Source organism: Croceitalea sp. MTPC5 (genome assembly GCF_036985505.1).
GTDB lineage: Bacteria > Bacteroidota > Bacteroidia > Flavobacteriales > Flavobacteriaceae > Croceitalea.
This window is the reverse complement of sequence record NZ_BTGQ01000003.1, coordinates 463,605-481,991: the sequence shown is the minus strand read 5'-3', so window position 1 is coordinate 481,991 and position 18,387 is coordinate 463,605. Positions and strand designations below refer to the sequence as shown.

The following is an 18,387-nucleotide window of genomic DNA, read 5'->3' as shown; positions in this document are numbered from 1 at the left end:
AGGATAAGAAGATGAAAAAAATACTTTTATCATCAATCATAGTGATTATCGGGATAGTCTTTATCGGTAGGCTGTCTTATCTGCAACTTTTCAGTTTTTCCCCGAATCAAATCATGGAAGATCCAGCAATAAAAGCAGTATATGATTATCCTGAACGTGGTTATGTCTATGATAGAAACGGAAAACTATTGGTGGGCAATCAACCCGCCTATGACGTGATGGTCATACCAAGGGAAACCAAGTCATTGGATACCCTAGAGTTTTGTGGGTTATTAAAAATCAGCAAAGAAGACTTTGTCAAAAAAATGAAGAGGGCCAGACGTTATTCTACGCGGCTGCCTTCAGTTCTTGTACCACAGCTCGCAAAAGAGGATTATGCAGGGTTACAGGAAAAAATGCGCAAATATGTTGGTTTTTATATCCAGAAAAGGTCTTTACGTGACTACATGACGAACGGTGCAGCAAACGTTTTGGGTTATATCAGTGAAGTCAATGAGGCTGATCTCAGGGCAAATCCGTATTACAGGGCCGGAGAACTAAAGGGCAGAACCGGCATCGAAAAGCAATATGAAGAGTTATTACGAGGTAGAAAAGGGGTCAAATACATTCAGAAAGATCGTTTTAACCGCGATATCGGTCCTTATAAAAATGGAAAAATCGATACATTACCTGAATTGGGCAAAGAACTTCATATTACCATAGATAAAGAATTACAAGAATATGGAGAACGGCTAATGCATGGTAAGAGGGGTGGTATTGTTGCCATAGAACCTTCCTCAGGGGAGATTTTGACCATGATTTCAGGCCCCACGTATGACCCAGCATTACTGGTCGGTCGTGAACGTTCTAAAAATTACACCAAATTACATTACGACAGTATCGCAAAACCGACTTGGGACCGTTCATTATTGGCCCAACCTTCACCAGGGTCGCCCTTCAAGACACTAAATGCGCTTGTAGCCCTGCAAGAGAATGTTATTGAACCCGAAACAAAAATCAGATGTTACAATGGGTTCTACGTCGGAAAAAATAAAAAAGGCTGTCATTGCGGCGGGGGGATGCGAAATTTAAATTCGGGTATTTTCGAATCATGCAATGCGTATTTCGCCGGGACTTTCAGAAAAATTTATTCCAAGTATAAAACGACCGATGAGGGAATGGATGTTTGGGAGAAACATATGAAAAGTTTTGGTCTCGGAAATTACCTTGGTACCGATCTGCCCACAGGTGCACCTGGAAGGATACCCGATAAATCGTATTATGATAGGGCATATGGCGATAATAGATGGGCCTCATCTTTTATTATCTCAAACGCAATAGGTCAGGGCGAAGTGGCCGCTACCCCTATTCAATTGGCAAATATGACATCGGCTATTGCCAATCGGGGCTATTTTTACACCCCCCACATGATAAAGAAAATAAATGGCACGACCAATATAGACCCCAAATATACCGAACGACGCTATACCACGATCGACAAAGAACATTTTGAACCCGTCGTTGAGGCCATGGCCAATGTTTATAGGCACGGAACGGCAAAATGGCTTAAAATACCCGATATTGAAATCGCAGGAAAAACGGGTACCGTAGAGAATTTTACAAGAATAGATGGCGAACGGGTTCAACTTACCGATCACTCCATTTTTGTAGCATTCGCCCCAGTTGAAAATCCAAAAATTGCCTTGGCCGTTTATATTGAACACGGGTACTATGGGGCTCGGTACGCCGGTCATATTGCCTCCCTTTTAATCGAAAAATACCTTAAGGGTGAAATAACGAGAAAAGACCTTGAAAAGCGAATGCTGGATAAAACTTTGGAGCACGAGTATGCAAAACCTTTTAGCGGAGAGCCTTTTAAGATAAACGAGTATGTCTGGTAAAAGTGTTCTTAAACGGTTAGACTGGCTAACCGTTCTTCTTTATCTTTTATTGGTCTTCTTTGGTTGGATAAACATTTATAGTACCACCTTTACAGATGCATCAAGCTCCATACTTGATTTTTCGACCTCATATGGAAAACAGCTTTTCTTTATGGGCATTTCATTCGTGATGGTCATTGTAATCATGTCTTTGGAAACCACTTTCTTTGAACGTTTTGCCAGTATTTTCTATATCGTTTCGATTGTATTGTTAATCGGACTGTACCTTTTTGGTAAGACGATTGCTGGGGCCACTTCATGGTATGATCTGGGGTTTTTCAACTTTCAACCTTCAGAGTTTACGAAAATGGCCACTGCCCTCGCCATAGCCAAGTACCTTAGTGATATACAAACCGACATCAAGAAAATCAGGCATCAATGGTACGCCATTCTGATCATAGCGATACCCGTTCTTCTTATTATACCGCAGCCAGACCCCGGTAGTGCCCTAATCTATTTTGCCCTGTTTTTTGTGCTTTTTAGGGAAGGGCTTCCGCTAAAATATTTAGGGTTGTCCATTTTGTTGGTGCTTCTCTTTATCAGCACACTTAAGTTTGGGGTGGTTTGGGTATGTATTGGCTTGGGAATTTTGATCTCTTTGTTTTTTTTCATTAAAAGGGGGGATGTGAAAATCCCAAAAATCCCACTCGTACTATTTCTGATATCGTGTCTGATCATATCACTATCGGTGAACTTTGTTTTCAACAATGTCTTCGAACAGCGACATCGTGATCGATTCGGTTTATGGCTAGGCCTAGAAAAAGACCCTGTAAAACTAGAACAAATCAAAAAGACGATCGGTTACAACACCTATCAATCAGAAAAGGCCATTGAGTCTGGAGGATTTTTTGGAAAGGGCTTTTTGGAAGGAACCCGCACAAAGGGCGACTTCGTACCCCAACAACATACCGATTATATCTTCAGTTCTGTAGGGGAAGAATGGGGGTTCATCGGCACCACATTGATCATAATCATCTTCACCTTGTTATTTTTAAGATTGATACACGTCGCAGAACGGCAGAAACGTGATTTTAGCCGTATGTACGGTTATGGCGTAATCTCCATTTTGTTGATTCATTATTTCATTAATATCGGCATGGTCATCGGTCTTTTACCGACAATAGGTATTCCACTACCCTTCTTTAGTTATGGTGGATCAGGCCTTATTTTTTTTACCGCCATGCTCTTCACCTTTCTAAAGCTCGATACAGCTAGGTTGAACGAGCTTTAAAAGCTCCATCCTGATTTATTGATCTTCGTTTCCAATTGCCGTTGCCAGTCTAAATCCTGTTGGTAAAAAAAGTCAATACCCGTACGTTTCTCGATTTCATCAATGGATACTAAAAAATAATCCAAGGGTTGTTTACTTTCTTTATTCGGCATTAAGAATGCAAGGGCCTTGCCCTGCTTACCTGCCTTTCTATAAACAATTTTATAGAACATATTAGGGACGTCAACATCCTCTTCACCGATTTCTTCCAGGTCCCGTTCCAGTATCCCCCCAGTGACTATAAACAAGTCCCCATAACTTTTGCACCATTGTCTTACCTGTTTTTCAAGCCTATTCCATACCCCCGCATTAAAATCGCGATTTTGCGGTGCTATATTGCTCGTATAAAAGGTTTCGTTGTAAGCATATTCCGAAAATCTGCGATCACCGGCCGGGCATAAGTGCCCCCTGTCATAACCAGAACCCTTATAGTTGCGCCAATCAGCAGATTTAGAGCTTATCTTAGGATCTTCTATAAAGTATGGTCTTTCTCTGTCATCATAAGTTAGATGCTCTTTCTTAAGCTCGTAAGCAACCCATTCGGCCTGTTCATGCCCTTCACTATAAGATAACATATAGAAATTGTGTTCTGCCAAACTGTTCGTCGTTGAGCTAGGCACCAACATATGATCGACAACCGTCTTTTTTCCGTCGTATTCAGGATTGGAATAGGTACTGGGATTATAAAAATTCTCAAATACCCAAAAACCAATGATACAGACTGCCAGTAGTAGGGTATAAATGGTTCGGCTTCTTTTTATTTTTCTTTGTACCATTAATTTGAACTTTGCTATCAAAAAGGTTCATTACTTAAGTAGATAGGGACATAGAACAAGTTTTGTCATCTTTTGACATAAGCTTACTTTTACCCCTTTGTATTTCAATGGCAATTATAACGAAAAATATACAAGGGGCTAAGACCATTCTTGATGATGGTGGTCTGGTAGCGATACCAACTGAAACCGTATATGGCCTAGCTGCCAAGGGTACTGACCCAGATGCGCTTGCCTCCATTTTTAAAACCAAGGGCAGGCCAAGTAACAATCCCTTGATTTTACACTTCTCCGATTTTAAGACTATGGAACCTTATGTCAAGGTAATCACTGACGAGGTACGGCTGCTTGCAAATACGTTTTGGCCAGGTCCACTTACACTCTTACTACCAAAAACAGCTATCGTACCTGACGTGGTTACTGCAGGACTGCCCAGGGTTGCCGTTCGCATACCTGACCATAAATTGACATTGGGGCTATTGAAAAAATTGGATTATCCACTTGCTGCTCCAAGTGCCAACCCCTCTGGTTATATCAGCCCGACAAAACCATCTCACGTCAACATCCAACTTGGGGATAAAATACCTATGATACTTGATGGTGGAAACTGTGAAAAGGGATTGGAATCCACTATTTTAGGATGGAATGATGACGGAATTCCCACCATTTACAGAAAGGGAATCATTACCAAAGGTGATCTAGAAACTGTTTTGAATAAAGAAGTCTGTATATACGACTCCCATTCACAAACGTTGGAGGCACCAGGGATGCTTTCTTCCCATTACGCACCGAACACAAGAACGCTGCTTAGTTCGACCATATCAGAAAAGATTGACGAGAACAAACATTTGAAAATAGGGTTGATCAGCTTCAAAAATGCCTATGAAGGTGATGTTGCCATAACCAAAGAAATCGTACTGTCAAGTGATGGTGCATTGGACGAGGTGGCCTATAAGCTTTATGCGGCCATGCGTGAATTGGATGGTTTAGGGCTTGACGTCTTACTTATCGAAAAAGTACCGGATACAGGTATCGGTGAAGCCATCAATGATCGCTTAACAAGATCTGCAATAACCGGTACCGAATAGAAAAGCCCTGAATTATCAGGGCTTTTCTATTTTATTTTCGATTACACTATCCTTTTACGCTTGCTAATTTTGCCTTGGTATTCTTTAAAGAATTCAATTTAAGGTCTTCCAATACGTTAATCGCTTCTTCAACATAAACGTCTTTGGCCAAGTCGGTGTGCCAACGATCACGTTTTTCCCTTAAAACAGGATCTTGGGTGAACAATTCCTTCTCATATTTCAATGATTCAAAAGTCAGTCTTGAATCATATTTAGAAAGTTCCTTAAAGTAATTTGATCTCTCCCTGTTCTTCTCTTGGGTTGACTTGTAAGATTCGTAATTAAGGGAAACTGACATTTCATCTTGTTGATCCCTTAACCATTTTGCATTTTCTTCAATCAATTTAATTTGGGAATTGTTGGCCATTCTTGCCTGGCTTCTGGCCACGGTGGCCTCATAATCAATATTTCCATTCCATACCTCATAATCAGCAGGGGAAATCTTATCCCAATTCAACGGATTTTCTTGGTCACGCTCGCCGAGATCGATATAGCTGTATTTATCTGGTACCACGATATCACTTTTTACGCCTTCCAACTGGGTCGACCCTCCATTGATCCTATAAAATTTTTGCGTGGTCAACTTGATGGCCCCTAAGTCACCATGTTCATTACTTCGCACGATATTATCAAGCGGAATCACATTTTGAACGGTTCCCTTACCAAAGGTCTGCTTGCTTCCAAGCACAACAGCTCTTTTATAATCTTGCATCGCTGCCGCTAGAATTTCAGAGGCAGAAGCCGAAAGTTCGTTTACCAAAATCACAAGTGGCCCGTCCCACTGAATACGCTCATCCTTATCTTCATGGATTTCTTTGTCTTGGGTAGAAGACTTGACTTGAACAATTGGTCCATCTTTAATGAAAAGCCCCGCCATTTCAACTACGGTTTTCAAAGAACCACCTCCATTGTCCCTTAAATCAAGAATAAGTCCTTCGACACCTTCTTGCTTCAATCTTTCAACCTCTTTGGCCACATCAGTTGCTGCATTTCGCTCGGTATAATCATCAAAGTCCACATAAAATTTGGGTAAATTGATCAATCCGAACTTGGTATCTTCCTTAATCACTTTGGCGGATTTTGCGTATGATTCTTCCAATTCGACCACATCACGCGTAATAGATACTACATCTTGTGTGCCATCGACCTTTCTTACCGTGAGGTCTACAATAGTCCCTTTAGGGCCCTTGATCAGTTTTATGGCATCATCGAGACGCATACCGACAATGTTAATGGGTTCTTCACCTTCTTGACCCACCTTCAGGATCTCATCGCCGACTTCTAGGCTTTTATCCCTCCAAACAGGTCCGCCGGAAATAATCTCCACTATCTTGGCCCCTTCCGGTTTCTTTTGTAGTCTTGCGCCAATACCTTCAAATTTACCTGATATCTGGATATCAAATTTATCTTTTGCATCTGGTGCAAAATAAAGGGTGTGCGGATCAAACTCGCCGACTATGGTGTTTATGTATTGTTCAAACCAATCTTTACGTTCCCACTCATCAACAAAGTCAAAAAACTCATCTAAAGTATTTTTGGTGGTTTCCCTTGCTGCCGCCTCGATTTCGGCAATCGTCATATCCTTGATGGCCTTGTCGGTATCTTCAGGTTCTTTTGTGATCTCAACACTTGCAATATCACCTCCCACCGCGGCACCACCAGAGGCAATCCTATTTTTGATTTTCAATTTACCATCATACACACCTAGGGCATTGTACTTCAATTGCTTTCTCCAACGTTCTTTCAATTGCTTTTTGTTGGACGCATAGGGTTCCTCTTTGTAATCGATATTAATCGTTTCATCGTCGGTATAATCAAAAGGTTTTTCCAAGATTGCCGCATAAATGACCTTGGCCTCATCCATTCTTTTCATCAAACGCTGGTATACCAAGTTAAAGAAAGAGATATCGGTATTCTTGATTTGGTCGTCAATTTGGTACTTATATTGTTCAAATTCACGAATATCACTCTCTAAAAAGTAACGTTTGGTAGGGTCGACAATATCTATAAAATCTTCATAGACACTGGCTGAAAAACTATCGTTGATGTCTTTAGGTTGAAAGTGCGCCCGTTCTAAGACATACGTAATGAGGTCTATTAGTAATTTATCCTTATCGTTGGTTTCAAAAGACTTATTTGTGAAACTGCATGAGGCAACCGCAATAAGAATTACCAATAAACCCAGTATAAAATTCTTTTTCATAATATCGTTTTTAGAACTGTGTTATCGTCATTTAACTAGGCCAAAATAGTGCCTTTGATTTCGCATTATTCTACCTACGAATTCACTAATATACTGAAAAAATCATGCCGCTTTTTAGAGACCGATTTAATTTTTTGTTAAACGCCGAAGCCGTTGTATCATAATGAAAAACGTATTTTTACCATATTAATTATACGAGATGTCAAAACCACTTATTCTTGTTACAAATGATGACGGAATTACCGCCCCAGGTCTGCGTTCTTTGATTCACTTTGTACGACCCTTGGGTGAGGTGGTGGTGGTGGCCCCTGACAGCCCTCAATCGGGTATGGGTCATGCCATAACTATTGACAACACACTGTATTCTAAGAGCGTGGTCATTGATACTGAGAAAGGGGCACCCCAAGAATACAGCTGCAGTGGCACTCCTGCTGATTGCGTGAAATTAGCCTTACAAGAACTTCTGGGCAGAAAACCTGATATTGTGCTTAGCGGAATCAACCATGGCTCCAACGCTTCCATAAATGTCATCTATTCTGGAACCATGAGTGCTGCCATCGAAGCTGGTATCGAAGGGATACCCGCTATTGGTTTTTCGTTGTGTGATTACACTTGGGATGCCGATTTTAGTCAAGCAGGAAGCATCATAAAACGTATCGTATCCGAAGCACTTACCAATGGCATACCTAAAGGAACCGTACTTAACGTAAATATTCCGAAAACCGATGGACAAGCCCTAAAAGGCATACGCGTCTGCAGACAGGCAAGGGCAAATTGGAAAGAGCAATTTGATAAGCGTACCAGCCCGACCGGAAAAGAATATTATTGGCTGTCTGGTGAATTTGAACTTTTAGACAAGGGCAATGACACCGATATCCATGCACTTGAAGAAAGGTACGTTTCGATTGTCCCTACCCAGTTCGACCTCACCGCCCATCACGTTATTCAAAATATTAATAATTGGAACCTTAATGAATAAACAAAAAAAAGAAATCATAATCGGCTTTTTAGTGGGACTCATTGCAAATACGGCAGGCACATTGCTGTATATCGTACTATTCTCTGATTTGGGTATTGTAGAAACTTATAACGCTGCCGTTACCCAAGGTCATGTAGGCAGTATACTGGCCCTTGGTGCCATATTAAACCTTGTGGCATTTTTCGGGTTTCTGAGAATTCGACGTGATTATCGCGCCCGCGGCGTTATGATTGCCACTATTTTGACCGCGCTATTGATTTTGTACTATAAGATTTTTTAGGGGAAAAGAAATTAATTCGAAACTGGAATGAAGTATTATATCATTGCTGGAGAAGCCTCGGGAGATTTACATGGCTCGAATCTTATCAAAGCACTTTTGAGGGAAGATGCCCAAGCCGAGGTTCGTTGTTGGGGCGGTGATTTAATGCAAGATGCCGGTGGCGATTTGGCAAAGCATTACAAAAGCATGGCCTTTATGGGCTTTCTAGAGGTCATCAAGAACATACCAACTATTTTTAAAAATATCCGTTTTTGTAAAGATGATATTGCCCAGTTTCATCCAGATGTGGTGATTTTTATTGATTTTTCAGGATTTAACCTCCGTATCGCCGAATGGGCCAAATCAAAGGGTTATCGAACCAACTACTATATCTCACCCCAAATCTGGGCATCTCGTGAGGGCAGGATCAACAAAATCAAACGGGACATTGACAAAATGTTCGTCATTTTACCATTTGAGAAGGAGTTCTATGCAAAACACAGCTATGATGTCGAATTTGTGGGTCATCCGCTACTCGATGCTATTTCACAAAGCGATTTGCCAGACACCCATGAATTTTATTCGGAAAATGGGTTGGACCCAAAAAAGCCCATTATTGCACTGCTACCAGGAAGCAGAAAACAGGAAGTTCAGAAAATGCTAAACACGATGCTCTCCGTAATTGACAGTTTTGAGCAATACCAATTTGTAATTGCCGGAGCACCAAGTTTAGATGCTGAATTTTACAAATCGTTCTTGAAAAAAGACCGCGTTAATTTTGTTTCGAACAAAACCTATGCATTATTAAAACATTCTTATGCAGCCTTGGTTACTAGTGGAACGGCAACATTGGAAACCGCACTCTTCAAAGTACCCCAAGTGGTTTGCTATAAAGGCAACTGGGTATCATATCAAATTGCTAAACGTATTATTACCCTCAAGTACATTTCATTGGTTAATTTGATTATGGACAGGGAAGTGGTAAGAGAATTGATCCAGGGGGAACTGAATACCGAAAACTTGAGAACAGAACTTCAAAAAATCCTTGAAAACGGACATCGAAAACAACTGCTTGAGGACTATGATCAACTGATAAAAAAACTAGGTGGCCCAGGAGCGAGTAAAAAAACCGCACAATTGATCGTTGAAAATGCCTAATTTTATACACCAAGAAGAAACTTTATTCTTGGATGATGCGTAAAATCCTCATATTTCTTTCATTCTTATTACTGGTCGGGTGTTTCGCAAAAAAGAAAACCACCTACAGTAAAACCAGGACCGTCTCCGTCAAATCTTCAGAAGATGACTTAGCAAGAGAAGAAAAAACCAAGAAGGATACTTTTGAGAATAAAAAAGCGGAACAAGTCATCGAAACGGCATTGACGTTCACAGGGGTTCGTTACAGGTACGGCGGAATTACCAAAAAAGGCATGGACTGCTCCGGATTAGTTCATGTGGCCCTCACCGAAAACGATATTGTTTTTCCGCGGGTCTCCCATCAAATGGCAAACGAAGGAAAACGAATTAAAATCGGGCAGGTTCAAAAAGGAGACCTATTATTTTTCAAAACGAGTAAACGTGGAAAAGACATCAATCATGTAGGTTTGGTAGTAGCGGTAGATGACGAAATCAAATTCATACATTCCACTACTTCACGCGGGGTAATCGTTTCGTCATTAAGGGAAGGGTACTGGAATGCGGCTTTTGTAAAAGCAACCCGTATTTTGTAATGCGATTTTTCAGCTTTATCCCCGTAAAACTGTCTTGCTATCTCATACTCGGTATTCTTATAGGTTTTTATCTTCAGCCCAAGCTTTTGTTCGCCAGCATTCTACTTGGTATTTCGCTACTGTTCTTATACCTTACCTATCGTGTACAAACCAGGGATAAATTCCCGTTTTTTGGCATTTTGACCGCATGCACCACTATCATTCTGGGCGTATTCACAACAACCGTATCAAGTCCTAAAAATCATATCAACCATTATTCGAAACATTCAACTCTTACCCATGAACTATGGACATTGAAAGTCCGCGAAGTTTTAAAACCAAATGCGTTTTCATATCGCTACATTGTAGCGGCGAAATATATCAATAACACTCAGGTTACCGGGCCATTACTGGTCAACGTCCAAAAAGATTCAACCGACAATGGTTTCAAAGTCGATGATGAAATCGTGGTTTTTTCGAAAACTACGGGTATCAATCCTCCGTTGAACCCCCATCAATTTGACTATCAAAGCTATTTGAAGAAACTTGGAATCTACCATCAAATCCATATCAAAAACGGTTCCTTTTTACAAAAAAAGAAGTTCTCTAAAACCCTTTTCGGAATCGCTTCCAATTTCAGGGAACATTTAATACAAAAACTCAAACAAGAAAATTTTGGCACACAAGAATTAGGGGTCATCCAAGCTTTACTACTGGGGCAACGTAATACGATTTCAGAAGATACCTATAGTGATTATAAAAATGCAGGTGCCGTACATATTTTAGCAGTTTCGGGGCTTCATGTCGGAATCTTGCTTTTAGTACTGCAGTTTCTGCTAAAGCCTATTGAACAACTGCCTAAAGGAAAAACCATAAAGCTCATCACTATTGTAATTCTTCTTTGTGCATTTGCCTTTGTAGCTGGCTTATCCCCTTCCGTGGTGCGAGCAGTGACCATGTTCAGTTTTCTTGCCTATACATTATACTTAAATAGGCCCACAAGCACCTTTAATATTCTAGCACTTTCACTATTCTTTATCTTGCTTATAAAGCCACGCTTTCTTTTTCAGGTAGGGTTTCAAATGAGCTATGCCGCTGTATTTGCCATTGTTTGGGTATATCCTAAATTACAGCGTTTCTGGTACCCGAAAAATTGGTTGGTTAGAAAAGTATGGCAATTGCTTTCAGTGAGTTTTGCCGCACAATTAGGCGTTCTCCCGCTGAGTCTGTTTTATTTTCACCAGTTTCCGGCGTTATTCTTCGTCTCAAATTTATTGATTGTTCCCTTTTTAGGTATCATTCTTGGCATTGGGATATTAGTCTTGGTATTAGCCGGTCTAAATCTTCTTTTTGAACCACTTGTAGTTTTGTACAATTCCCTTATTGGGTTTATGAATTCAACAATCAGTTGGGTCGCAAGACAAGAAAGTTTTCTGTTTAAGGATATCCCTTTTGATACGGTACAATTATTTATAGGGTATTTTGGCGTGATTGCGCTAATCTTAGTGCTGTCGAAATCAAGTTTTAAGAACGTATCCGCTTTAGCCTTAGGTATCATCGGATTTCAAGGCTATTTGGTTTTTACCACATATACCTCAAACAAAAAAGAAGGTTTTGTTTTGGTCAATCAGACCGCCAATAGCGTAATTCTACATCAAAAGGGAAGTCTTTTAGAGGTTTATAGTCACAAAAATGAGCCTCTTGAGTATTTACTTTCCAATTATAGGATAGCGGAGCGCATAGCTTCCATCAAACATAAGCCACTTCAAAACAGCTATGGTATAGCGCACCGAAAACTATACATCGTCGATAGTATAGGCGTGTATCCTTCCACTGGCAAGGTTGATTATTTGTTATTGACACAATCACCAAAAATCAATTTAGAACGTTTATTAAACATGCTAAAACCCGATTTGATTTTGGTTGACGCCAGTAATTATAAAAGTTACGTAAAAAGGTGGAAAGCTACTTGTCTTAAAAAAGAAATCCCTTTTCACTATACCGGTGAAAAGGGAGCTTATTATTTTGACATGAAATAAGTCTAATGCACGTTACCCATTAGTTTTTTGATTAATGGTGATGCCAAGAGCACCAATATTCCCGCACCTATCGAATAGTACGCGATTAGCTCAAAACCACCGGTGTAGACCTCTAAAGTTTCAAAACCACCAATATTCTTGTCGGTACTTTCGATTGCCAGCTGTTTTCCGATGAAACCAACAACCTGAAATGCAAAAGCTGAAGATAAGAACCAAACGCCCATCATAAAGGCCACAATACGTTTTGGTGAAAGATCGGTTATTTTAGAAAGACCTACCGGAGACATGAACAACTCACCAACCGACAGTAAAAAATACATCAATAAGAGGTAGGCAAATGGTACTAGACCGTTTTCATTGGCACTGCTACCGCTTAATGCCAAAATATAAAAACTGATTCCCGCAAAAAGCAATCCCAACCCAAACTTGTAAGGCGTTCTAGGATTCTTTCCACTTTTTGCCAGCTTGGTCCACATCATGGAAATGGGTATGGCTAAAATGATGATCCACATGGAATTGAGTGAATTGGTCTGTGAGGCCGACATGATACCATCCAACGATACATTTCTAGCCGCAAATAAGGTGATAACGCTTCCTGAAAGCTCATGAAAGCCCCAAAAAATCGTCATGAATACGGTTATCAAAACAGCGACAAAAAGTTTCTTGCGTTCTTCTAAAGTCGCTTGATACATGATATATCCCAAATAAGCCAAAATTGAAATACCAATCAACTTAAAAATAACATTGACAATATTTTGATCTTCAAAAAAAGTGCCTTCAGCGCCCAAAGATTTATATGCTGATAATAAATAAGCAATTAGGGGGGCAGAGGCAAAGGCCAAAATTGGGATTAAGATTCGTTGCGAAATTCCCATGACCTTTCTATCGATATTGCTATCTGCTGGAGGAAGTCCATTTTGTCCGAAAACCCCTTTTTTAATTCCGCTCCAAAAAAATAACAGCCCCGTAAGCATTCCTATTCCGGCAAGACCAAAACCGTAATGCCATCCGTATTTTGCCGCTAACCAACCACATAATAAAGGAGCCACCCATCCACCGATGTTAATACCCATATAAAAAATGGTAAACCCAGAATCTTTTCTGGTATCTCCATCTTTATAAAGGGTACCCACGAAAGTGGAGATATTCGGTTTAAAAAAACCGTTGCCGACTATGATGAACGAAAGTGCCAAAAAGAATGCAATATTATTTTCAATCGCCAAAACAAAATGACCAATCGACATGAGGATACCACCGAGAAAAATCGAGTTTCGCATACCCAGAATCTTATCTGATATGCGACCCCCTATCACGGTTGATGCATAAACAAGCGAACCATAAGAGGCGTAGACAGCCGCAGTTGCAAAATCCCTTTCTGCCAATGCTTCGAATATGACCTGCACCATATACAGGGTCAACAAAGCACGCATTCCATAAAAACTGAAACGTTCCCACAATTCTGCGAAGAACAGATAGAACAATCCCTTTGGATGTCCGAATAATTCGTTCTCTCCTGTTGGTCTCACTACTTCTGACATATCTTAAATTGGTTTGGTTAAAGTTTGGCTTTAATGAAATTGGTCATTTTGGTAAACAGATGCAATCGTGTATTACCCCCGTAAATACCATGGTTTCTATCGGGATATATCGCCCAATCAAACGGTTTATTCGCTTGCACCAAGGCTTCTATCATTCGCATGGAATTTTGAACGTGTACGTTATCGTCGCCAGAACCGTGAACCAATAAATAATTGCCTTTCAACAGTTCGGGATAGTTGAATGGGGACTCATTATCATATCCTTCCGGATTTTCTTGGGGGGTGCGCATAAACCGCTCGGTATAGATGGTATCATAAAATCGCCAGCTCGTTACAGGGGCCACCGCTATCGCCGTTTCAAAAACATCATTCCCCTTTAAAAGGCAGTTCGTACTCATATGACCCCCAAAGCTCCACCCCCAGATTCCTGTCCGCTTTTCATCAATATAGGGTAGTTCACTCAGTTTTTTTGCCGCTGCAATTTGGTCCTCGGTTTCGTATTTCACCAAGTTCATATAGGTTACCTTTTTAAAATCACGCCCTTTTAAACCCGTACCCCGACCATCTACGCAAGCTACTATATAACCTTCAGAAACCAATAGTTGGTGCCAATAGTCGTTGCTGGTCATCCAACGATTGGCAACCTGCTGTGAGCCCGGACCACTATACTGAAACATCAACAACGGATATTCTTTTTCAGGATCAAAATCAGCCGGTTTGAGCATATACATGTTCAAATCATTACCATTGATATTGATCGTAGAGAACTCTTTGGGTACGAGCCTATAATCAGCCAACTTTGTCAATAAAGCCTTATTATCTTTAATTTCTTTTACCAGCTTGCCATTTGAAGCTTTATGTAGGGTATATTCAGCTGGTGTCGTCGCGCTCGAAAAAGAATTGATAAAATAAGTGTAGTCGGTACTGAATGCAGCATAATTCGTTCCTGTTTTTGAAGACAATCGTTTTTTATCGGTTCCTCCAGAACTGATACTGTAAATGTCTCGATTGATACTGCCATTCTCGACGGATTGGTAATAAATTCGATCTTCACTTTGATCATATCCATAGTATATAGTCACTTCCCAAGGCCCCTTAGTAATCTGATTCATTAAATTACCTTCTTGGTCGTATAGGTAGAGGTGGTTGTAACCATCTTTTTCACTTGTCCAGATAAAACTATCATCAGCCAAAAAGGTTAGGTTGTCATGAATATCAACATAGGCCTTATCTTTTTCCTCCAATAAAACCGAAACCGTATTTTCTTTGGCATTGACCTCACGCAGTTTTAAGTGGTTTTGATGGCGATTTATGGTTTGAACACTGAGATAATTGGGATCATTCATCCATTTAATACGCGGAATGTAATAGGCGTCACCCAAATCCACCTCTGATTTCACATTCGATTCGACATCGTACAAATGTAGGCTTACCTCAGCATTGGCCTCCCCCGCCTTAGGATACTTAAATTCATTTTGGGTCGGATACAGATTGGTGCCATAGACATCCATTGAAAACTGGGGCACATTGGTTTCATCAAATCGTATGAAAGCAATCTTGCTGCCATCGCTATTCCATTCAAAAGCTTGTACAATGGAAAATTCCTCTTCATAGACCCAATCCGTAATACCATTGATAATCGTACCATAGCTGCCGTCAGTGGTTATTTGGCGGGTACTATTCGAACTAACATCAAATAGGTAAAGATTGTTTTCAAAGGCATAAACCACCTGAGAACCATCAGGTGACAGTTCAGGTTCTTGTATTTTTTGATCGGCGATCTTGACCATACGCTGTGCATCAATGTCATAAACGTAGTAAATGCCCAATCGTGAACGCCTGAATATCGCCTCAACCTCTGTTGCTAAAATCACCTTTGATTCGTCGTCACTAAATTCATACGAGGTAAAATAGGGTATCGTTTCATTTGAAGCGACTATGGTCTCTATCTTCTTTAAACTTTTGTAATCGTACTTGTCGATACTGCTGGTCTTCGACCTTCTATCAATATTCAGAACGGTGTACTGCTTTCCGTTTTTCATGGAGCGAAGGGCATCTATTCTTTCTGTTCTAAAGGTTCCGTTCCATATTTCTTCAATGGTAATCTTTTTCTTTTGCCCAGTTACCACAATGGTCAAGGAGAGCATGAAAATGGACAGAATAGTAGTGTTTCGCATATTTTGAAAGTGGTTTAAAAACTACCAAGTTTACTAATTATTTGTCGAATAGTAAACTTTACTTTCCCAAATGAACTACAACAAGGGTAGCGGATATCGTTTTTGGTATCTTTGAAACTTTAATTACACTTTATGCGTACCCCTGTAGAAGGATTTTCAAAGCTGACCAAAGAAGAAAAAATCAATTGGATTGCGACACAATATACGAGTAACCCAGAAGTGGCCAAAAGTGTCCTAAAACGTTATTGGAACACGAATTCCTACGTTCAAAAAGTACATGACGAGTTTATCGAGAACACAATCTCGAACTATTATCTACCGTTTGCAATTGCCCCAAATTTTCTGATCAACGATACGCTTTACGCCCTGCCCATGGCCATTGAAGAAAGTTCCGTCGTTGCAGCGGCTAGCAAGGCGGCAAAATTTTGGCTAAACAAAGGTGGGTTCAAAACCACCATTGTTGGAACCGAAAAAGTGGGGCAAGTACATTTTATGTATAAAGGGGATAAAGAAAAACTAGAGCGGTTTTTCAAAACCCATAAGAATGCCTTTTTTGATGACGCTAAAACCATTACCCAAAGTATGGAAAAAAGAGGTGGTGGTATTAGTTCCGTTCGACTTATTGATAAGACCGACTCCATAGAAAACTACTATCAACTGCACTGTACTTTTCAAACCATGGATGCCATGGGGGCAAATTTCATAAATTCTTGTTTAGAACAGTTTGCAAAAACACTAAAACAGAAAGCCGCGGTTTACGATCGATTTTCAAGCCAAGAAGGGAGTATTGAAATCGTGATGAGTATTTTGAGCAATTATGTACCCAATTGCGTAGTTCGTGCAGAAGTGAGCTGCCCATTGAACAACTTGGACGAAGCGGGTTTATCTGGAATCGATTTTGCAAAAAAGATGGTACAAGCCGTAAACATCGCCAAAATAGAACCCTACAGGGCGGTAACACATAACAAAGGGATCATGAACGGTATTGACGCAGTGGTCTTGGCCACAGGAAATGACTTTAGGGCCGTTGAGGCCGGTGTTCATGCATATGCTGCTAAAGATGGAAGGTACTCAAGCCTTACCCATGCCGTTATTGAAAATGGGGAATTTCGATTTTGGATCGAGTTGCCTCTGGCACTGGGAACCGTTGGGGGCCTTACCTCATTACACCCTATGGTGAAACTAGCCTTAGAAATCCTTCAAAAGCCTACTGCCGAAGAATTGATGCAAATAGTAGCAGTCGCCGGTCTTGCTCAAAATTTCGCCGCGTTACGCTCCCTTGTAACCACAGGCATTCAAAAAGGACATATGAAAATGCACCTACTCAATATGCTCAATCAATTAGGTGCGACGGAAGAGGAAAAAGAGAGACTAGTAGACTATTTCAAAGATACCGTAGTTACCAATGCCTCGGTTAAAGAAGCACTTAAAAAAATCAAGGCTGACTAATGCAGCAACAATTCTACAGTAATGGAAAACTTCTACTCACCGGGGAGTATGCCGTTTTAGACGGCGGACTTTCTTTGGCCGTACCGACGAAATACGGCCAATATTTAAACGTAGACCCCAAGACTTCTGATGATATCAATTGGAAAAGCATCAATAGTGATGGTAGTCTTTGGTTTGAGGCAAGTTTTGATTCAAAATCCTTGAAAGCAATACAGACCACGGATGAAAACGTTGCAGCTACACTGTCGAATATTTTAAGAAAAGCCCAAAAACTGAATCCGGGTTTTTTAGAAAACACCGAAGGATACGACGTCACTACAACCCTTACTTTTGACCGTAATTGGGGATTGGGGTCTTCATCTACCTTAATCAACAATATCGCCGATTGGGCATCTGTAGATCCCTATCGGCTTTTACGATATACTTTCGGGGGCAGCGGTTATGATCTGGCCTGCGCCAAATACGATCATCCAATTTCATATCAATTAATTCAAGGAAGACCTATAGTCAAAAAAGTTGATTTTAATCCCGAATTCAAAACCTTCCTTTACTTTGTTTACTTGAATAAGAAGCAAAATAGCCGGGAAGCTATTGCCAATTACAAGAATCAAAACGTCGAGAAATCGGTATTGCTGAAAAAAATATCTGACATTACTGAAGGTATTGTGCGTACCAAGAGTTATGCTGACTTTCAAGAATTACTCCAGATCCATGAAGAGGTTCTTTCATCCGCTTTAAAAATTAAAACCGTTCAATCGCAACTATTCAGTGATTTTGACGGCGTCATCAAAAGTCTTGGGGGCTGGGGAGGGGATTTTGTATTGGCATCAGGAAATGAAAAAACCCCTGACTATTTCAAGTCCAGGGGTTTCAAAACTATTATTCCTTATCAGGAAATGGTGCTATGACCGATTCACGTTCATAACCCTATATTTTAGTAATACT

General features: G+C 40.4%; 14 protein-coding genes. 10 read left to right on the top strand and 4 right to left on the bottom strand.

The features are described from left to right. Positions 1 to 11 precede the first annotated feature (11 nt). Both AACM45_RS12090 and rodA read left to right on the top strand, forming a co-directional pair. Positions 12 to 1,880: a peptidoglycan D,D-transpeptidase FtsI family protein gene (locus AACM45_RS12090; RefSeq protein ID WP_339142969.1), complete on the top strand. Its 1,869-nt coding sequence runs from the start codon at positions 12 to 14 to the stop codon at positions 1,878 to 1,880. Then, a complete protein-coding gene (rodA, locus tag AACM45_RS12085; RefSeq protein ID WP_339142968.1) occupies positions 1,870 to 3,150 on the top strand; it encodes a rod shape-determining protein RodA in 1,281 nt (426 codons plus the stop codon). Before AACM45_RS12090 ends, rodA begins: the two co-directional genes overlap by 11 nt. Here rodA and AACM45_RS12080 read toward each other — a convergent pair. Beyond that, positions 3,147 to 3,965 carry a DNA/RNA non-specific endonuclease gene (locus AACM45_RS12080; RefSeq protein WP_339142966.1) on the bottom strand — a complete coding sequence of 273 codons (819 nt, stop codon included), beginning with the start codon at positions 3,963 to 3,965 and terminating at the stop codon, positions 3,147 to 3,149. The genes rodA and AACM45_RS12080 overlap by 4 nt on opposite strands. Positions 3,966 to 4,072: 107 nt before the next feature. On the opposite strand from AACM45_RS12080, the gene AACM45_RS12075 reads away from it, so the two are divergent. Next, a complete protein-coding gene (locus tag AACM45_RS12075) occupies positions 4,073 to 5,050 on the top strand; it encodes an L-threonylcarbamoyladenylate synthase (RefSeq protein ID WP_339142965.1) in 978 nt (325 codons plus the stop codon). A 46-nt stretch (positions 5,051 to 5,096) separates the two neighbouring features. Here the strand turns inward: AACM45_RS12075 and AACM45_RS12070 are convergent, their stop codons facing one another. Next, entirely contained in the window at positions 5,097 to 7,292 is a 2,196-nt protein-coding gene (locus tag AACM45_RS12070; protein ID WP_339142964.1) for a carboxy terminal-processing peptidase, read from the bottom strand. Between the two features lie 199 nt (positions 7,293 to 7,491). Here AACM45_RS12070 and surE point away from each other — a divergent pair, with 199 nt between their 5' ends. The 5 genes from surE to AACM45_RS12045 are packed head-to-tail and all read left to right on the top strand — an operon-like array spanning position 7,492 to position 12,278. Continuing rightward, positions 7,492 to 8,271 (top strand): 5'/3'-nucleotidase SurE, encoded by a 780-nt coding sequence (gene surE / locus AACM45_RS12065; RefSeq protein WP_339142963.1) that lies wholly within the window; start codon positions 7,492 to 7,494, stop codon positions 8,269 to 8,271. Next, positions 8,264 to 8,551: a hypothetical protein gene (locus AACM45_RS12060; protein ID WP_339142962.1), complete on the top strand. Its 288-nt coding sequence runs from the start codon at positions 8,264 to 8,266 to the stop codon at positions 8,549 to 8,551. Before surE ends, AACM45_RS12060 begins: the two co-directional genes overlap by 8 nt. Before the next feature lie 27 nt (positions 8,552 to 8,578). Then, on the top strand, positions 8,579 to 9,688 hold the full coding sequence (lpxB, locus tag AACM45_RS12055; protein WP_339142961.1) for a lipid-A-disaccharide synthase: 1,110 nt from the start codon (positions 8,579 to 8,581) through the stop codon (positions 9,686 to 9,688). A gap of 32 nt (positions 9,689 to 9,720) precedes the next feature. Continuing rightward, positions 9,721 to 10,260, top strand: coding sequence for a C40 family peptidase (locus tag AACM45_RS12050; RefSeq protein WP_339142959.1), 540 nt, complete (start codon positions 9,721 to 9,723; stop codon positions 10,258 to 10,260). Beyond that, positions 10,260 to 12,278 (top strand): ComEC/Rec2 family competence protein, encoded by a 2,019-nt coding sequence (locus AACM45_RS12045; protein ID WP_339142957.1) that lies wholly within the window; start codon positions 10,260 to 10,262, stop codon positions 12,276 to 12,278. The genes AACM45_RS12050 and AACM45_RS12045 overlap by 1 nt, the downstream gene beginning before the upstream one ends. A gap of 2 nt (positions 12,279 to 12,280) precedes the next feature. Here AACM45_RS12045 and AACM45_RS12040 read toward each other — a convergent pair whose 3' ends face one another. Continuing rightward, a complete protein-coding gene (locus tag AACM45_RS12040; RefSeq protein ID WP_339142956.1) occupies positions 12,281 to 13,816 on the bottom strand; it encodes a peptide MFS transporter in 1,536 nt (511 codons plus the stop codon). 17 nt (positions 13,817 to 13,833) lie between these two features. Beyond that, positions 13,834 to 15,993 carry a S9 family peptidase gene (locus tag AACM45_RS12035; RefSeq protein ID WP_339142954.1) on the bottom strand — a complete coding sequence of 720 codons (2,160 nt, stop codon included), beginning with the start codon at positions 15,991 to 15,993 and terminating at the stop codon, positions 13,834 to 13,836. A gap of 132 nt (positions 15,994 to 16,125) precedes the next feature. Between AACM45_RS12035 and AACM45_RS12030 the strand changes: the two genes are divergently transcribed. Both AACM45_RS12030 and AACM45_RS12025 read left to right on the top strand, forming a co-directional pair. Next, a complete protein-coding gene (locus AACM45_RS12030; protein ID WP_339142953.1) occupies positions 16,126 to 17,442 on the top strand; it encodes a hydroxymethylglutaryl-CoA reductase, degradative in 1,317 nt (438 codons plus the stop codon). Beyond that, entirely contained in the window at positions 17,442 to 18,350 is a 909-nt protein-coding gene (locus AACM45_RS12025) for a GYDIA family GHMP kinase (RefSeq protein WP_339142952.1), read from the top strand. The genes AACM45_RS12030 and AACM45_RS12025 overlap by 1 nt, the downstream gene beginning before the upstream one ends. Positions 18,351 to 18,387 lie beyond the last annotated feature (37 nt).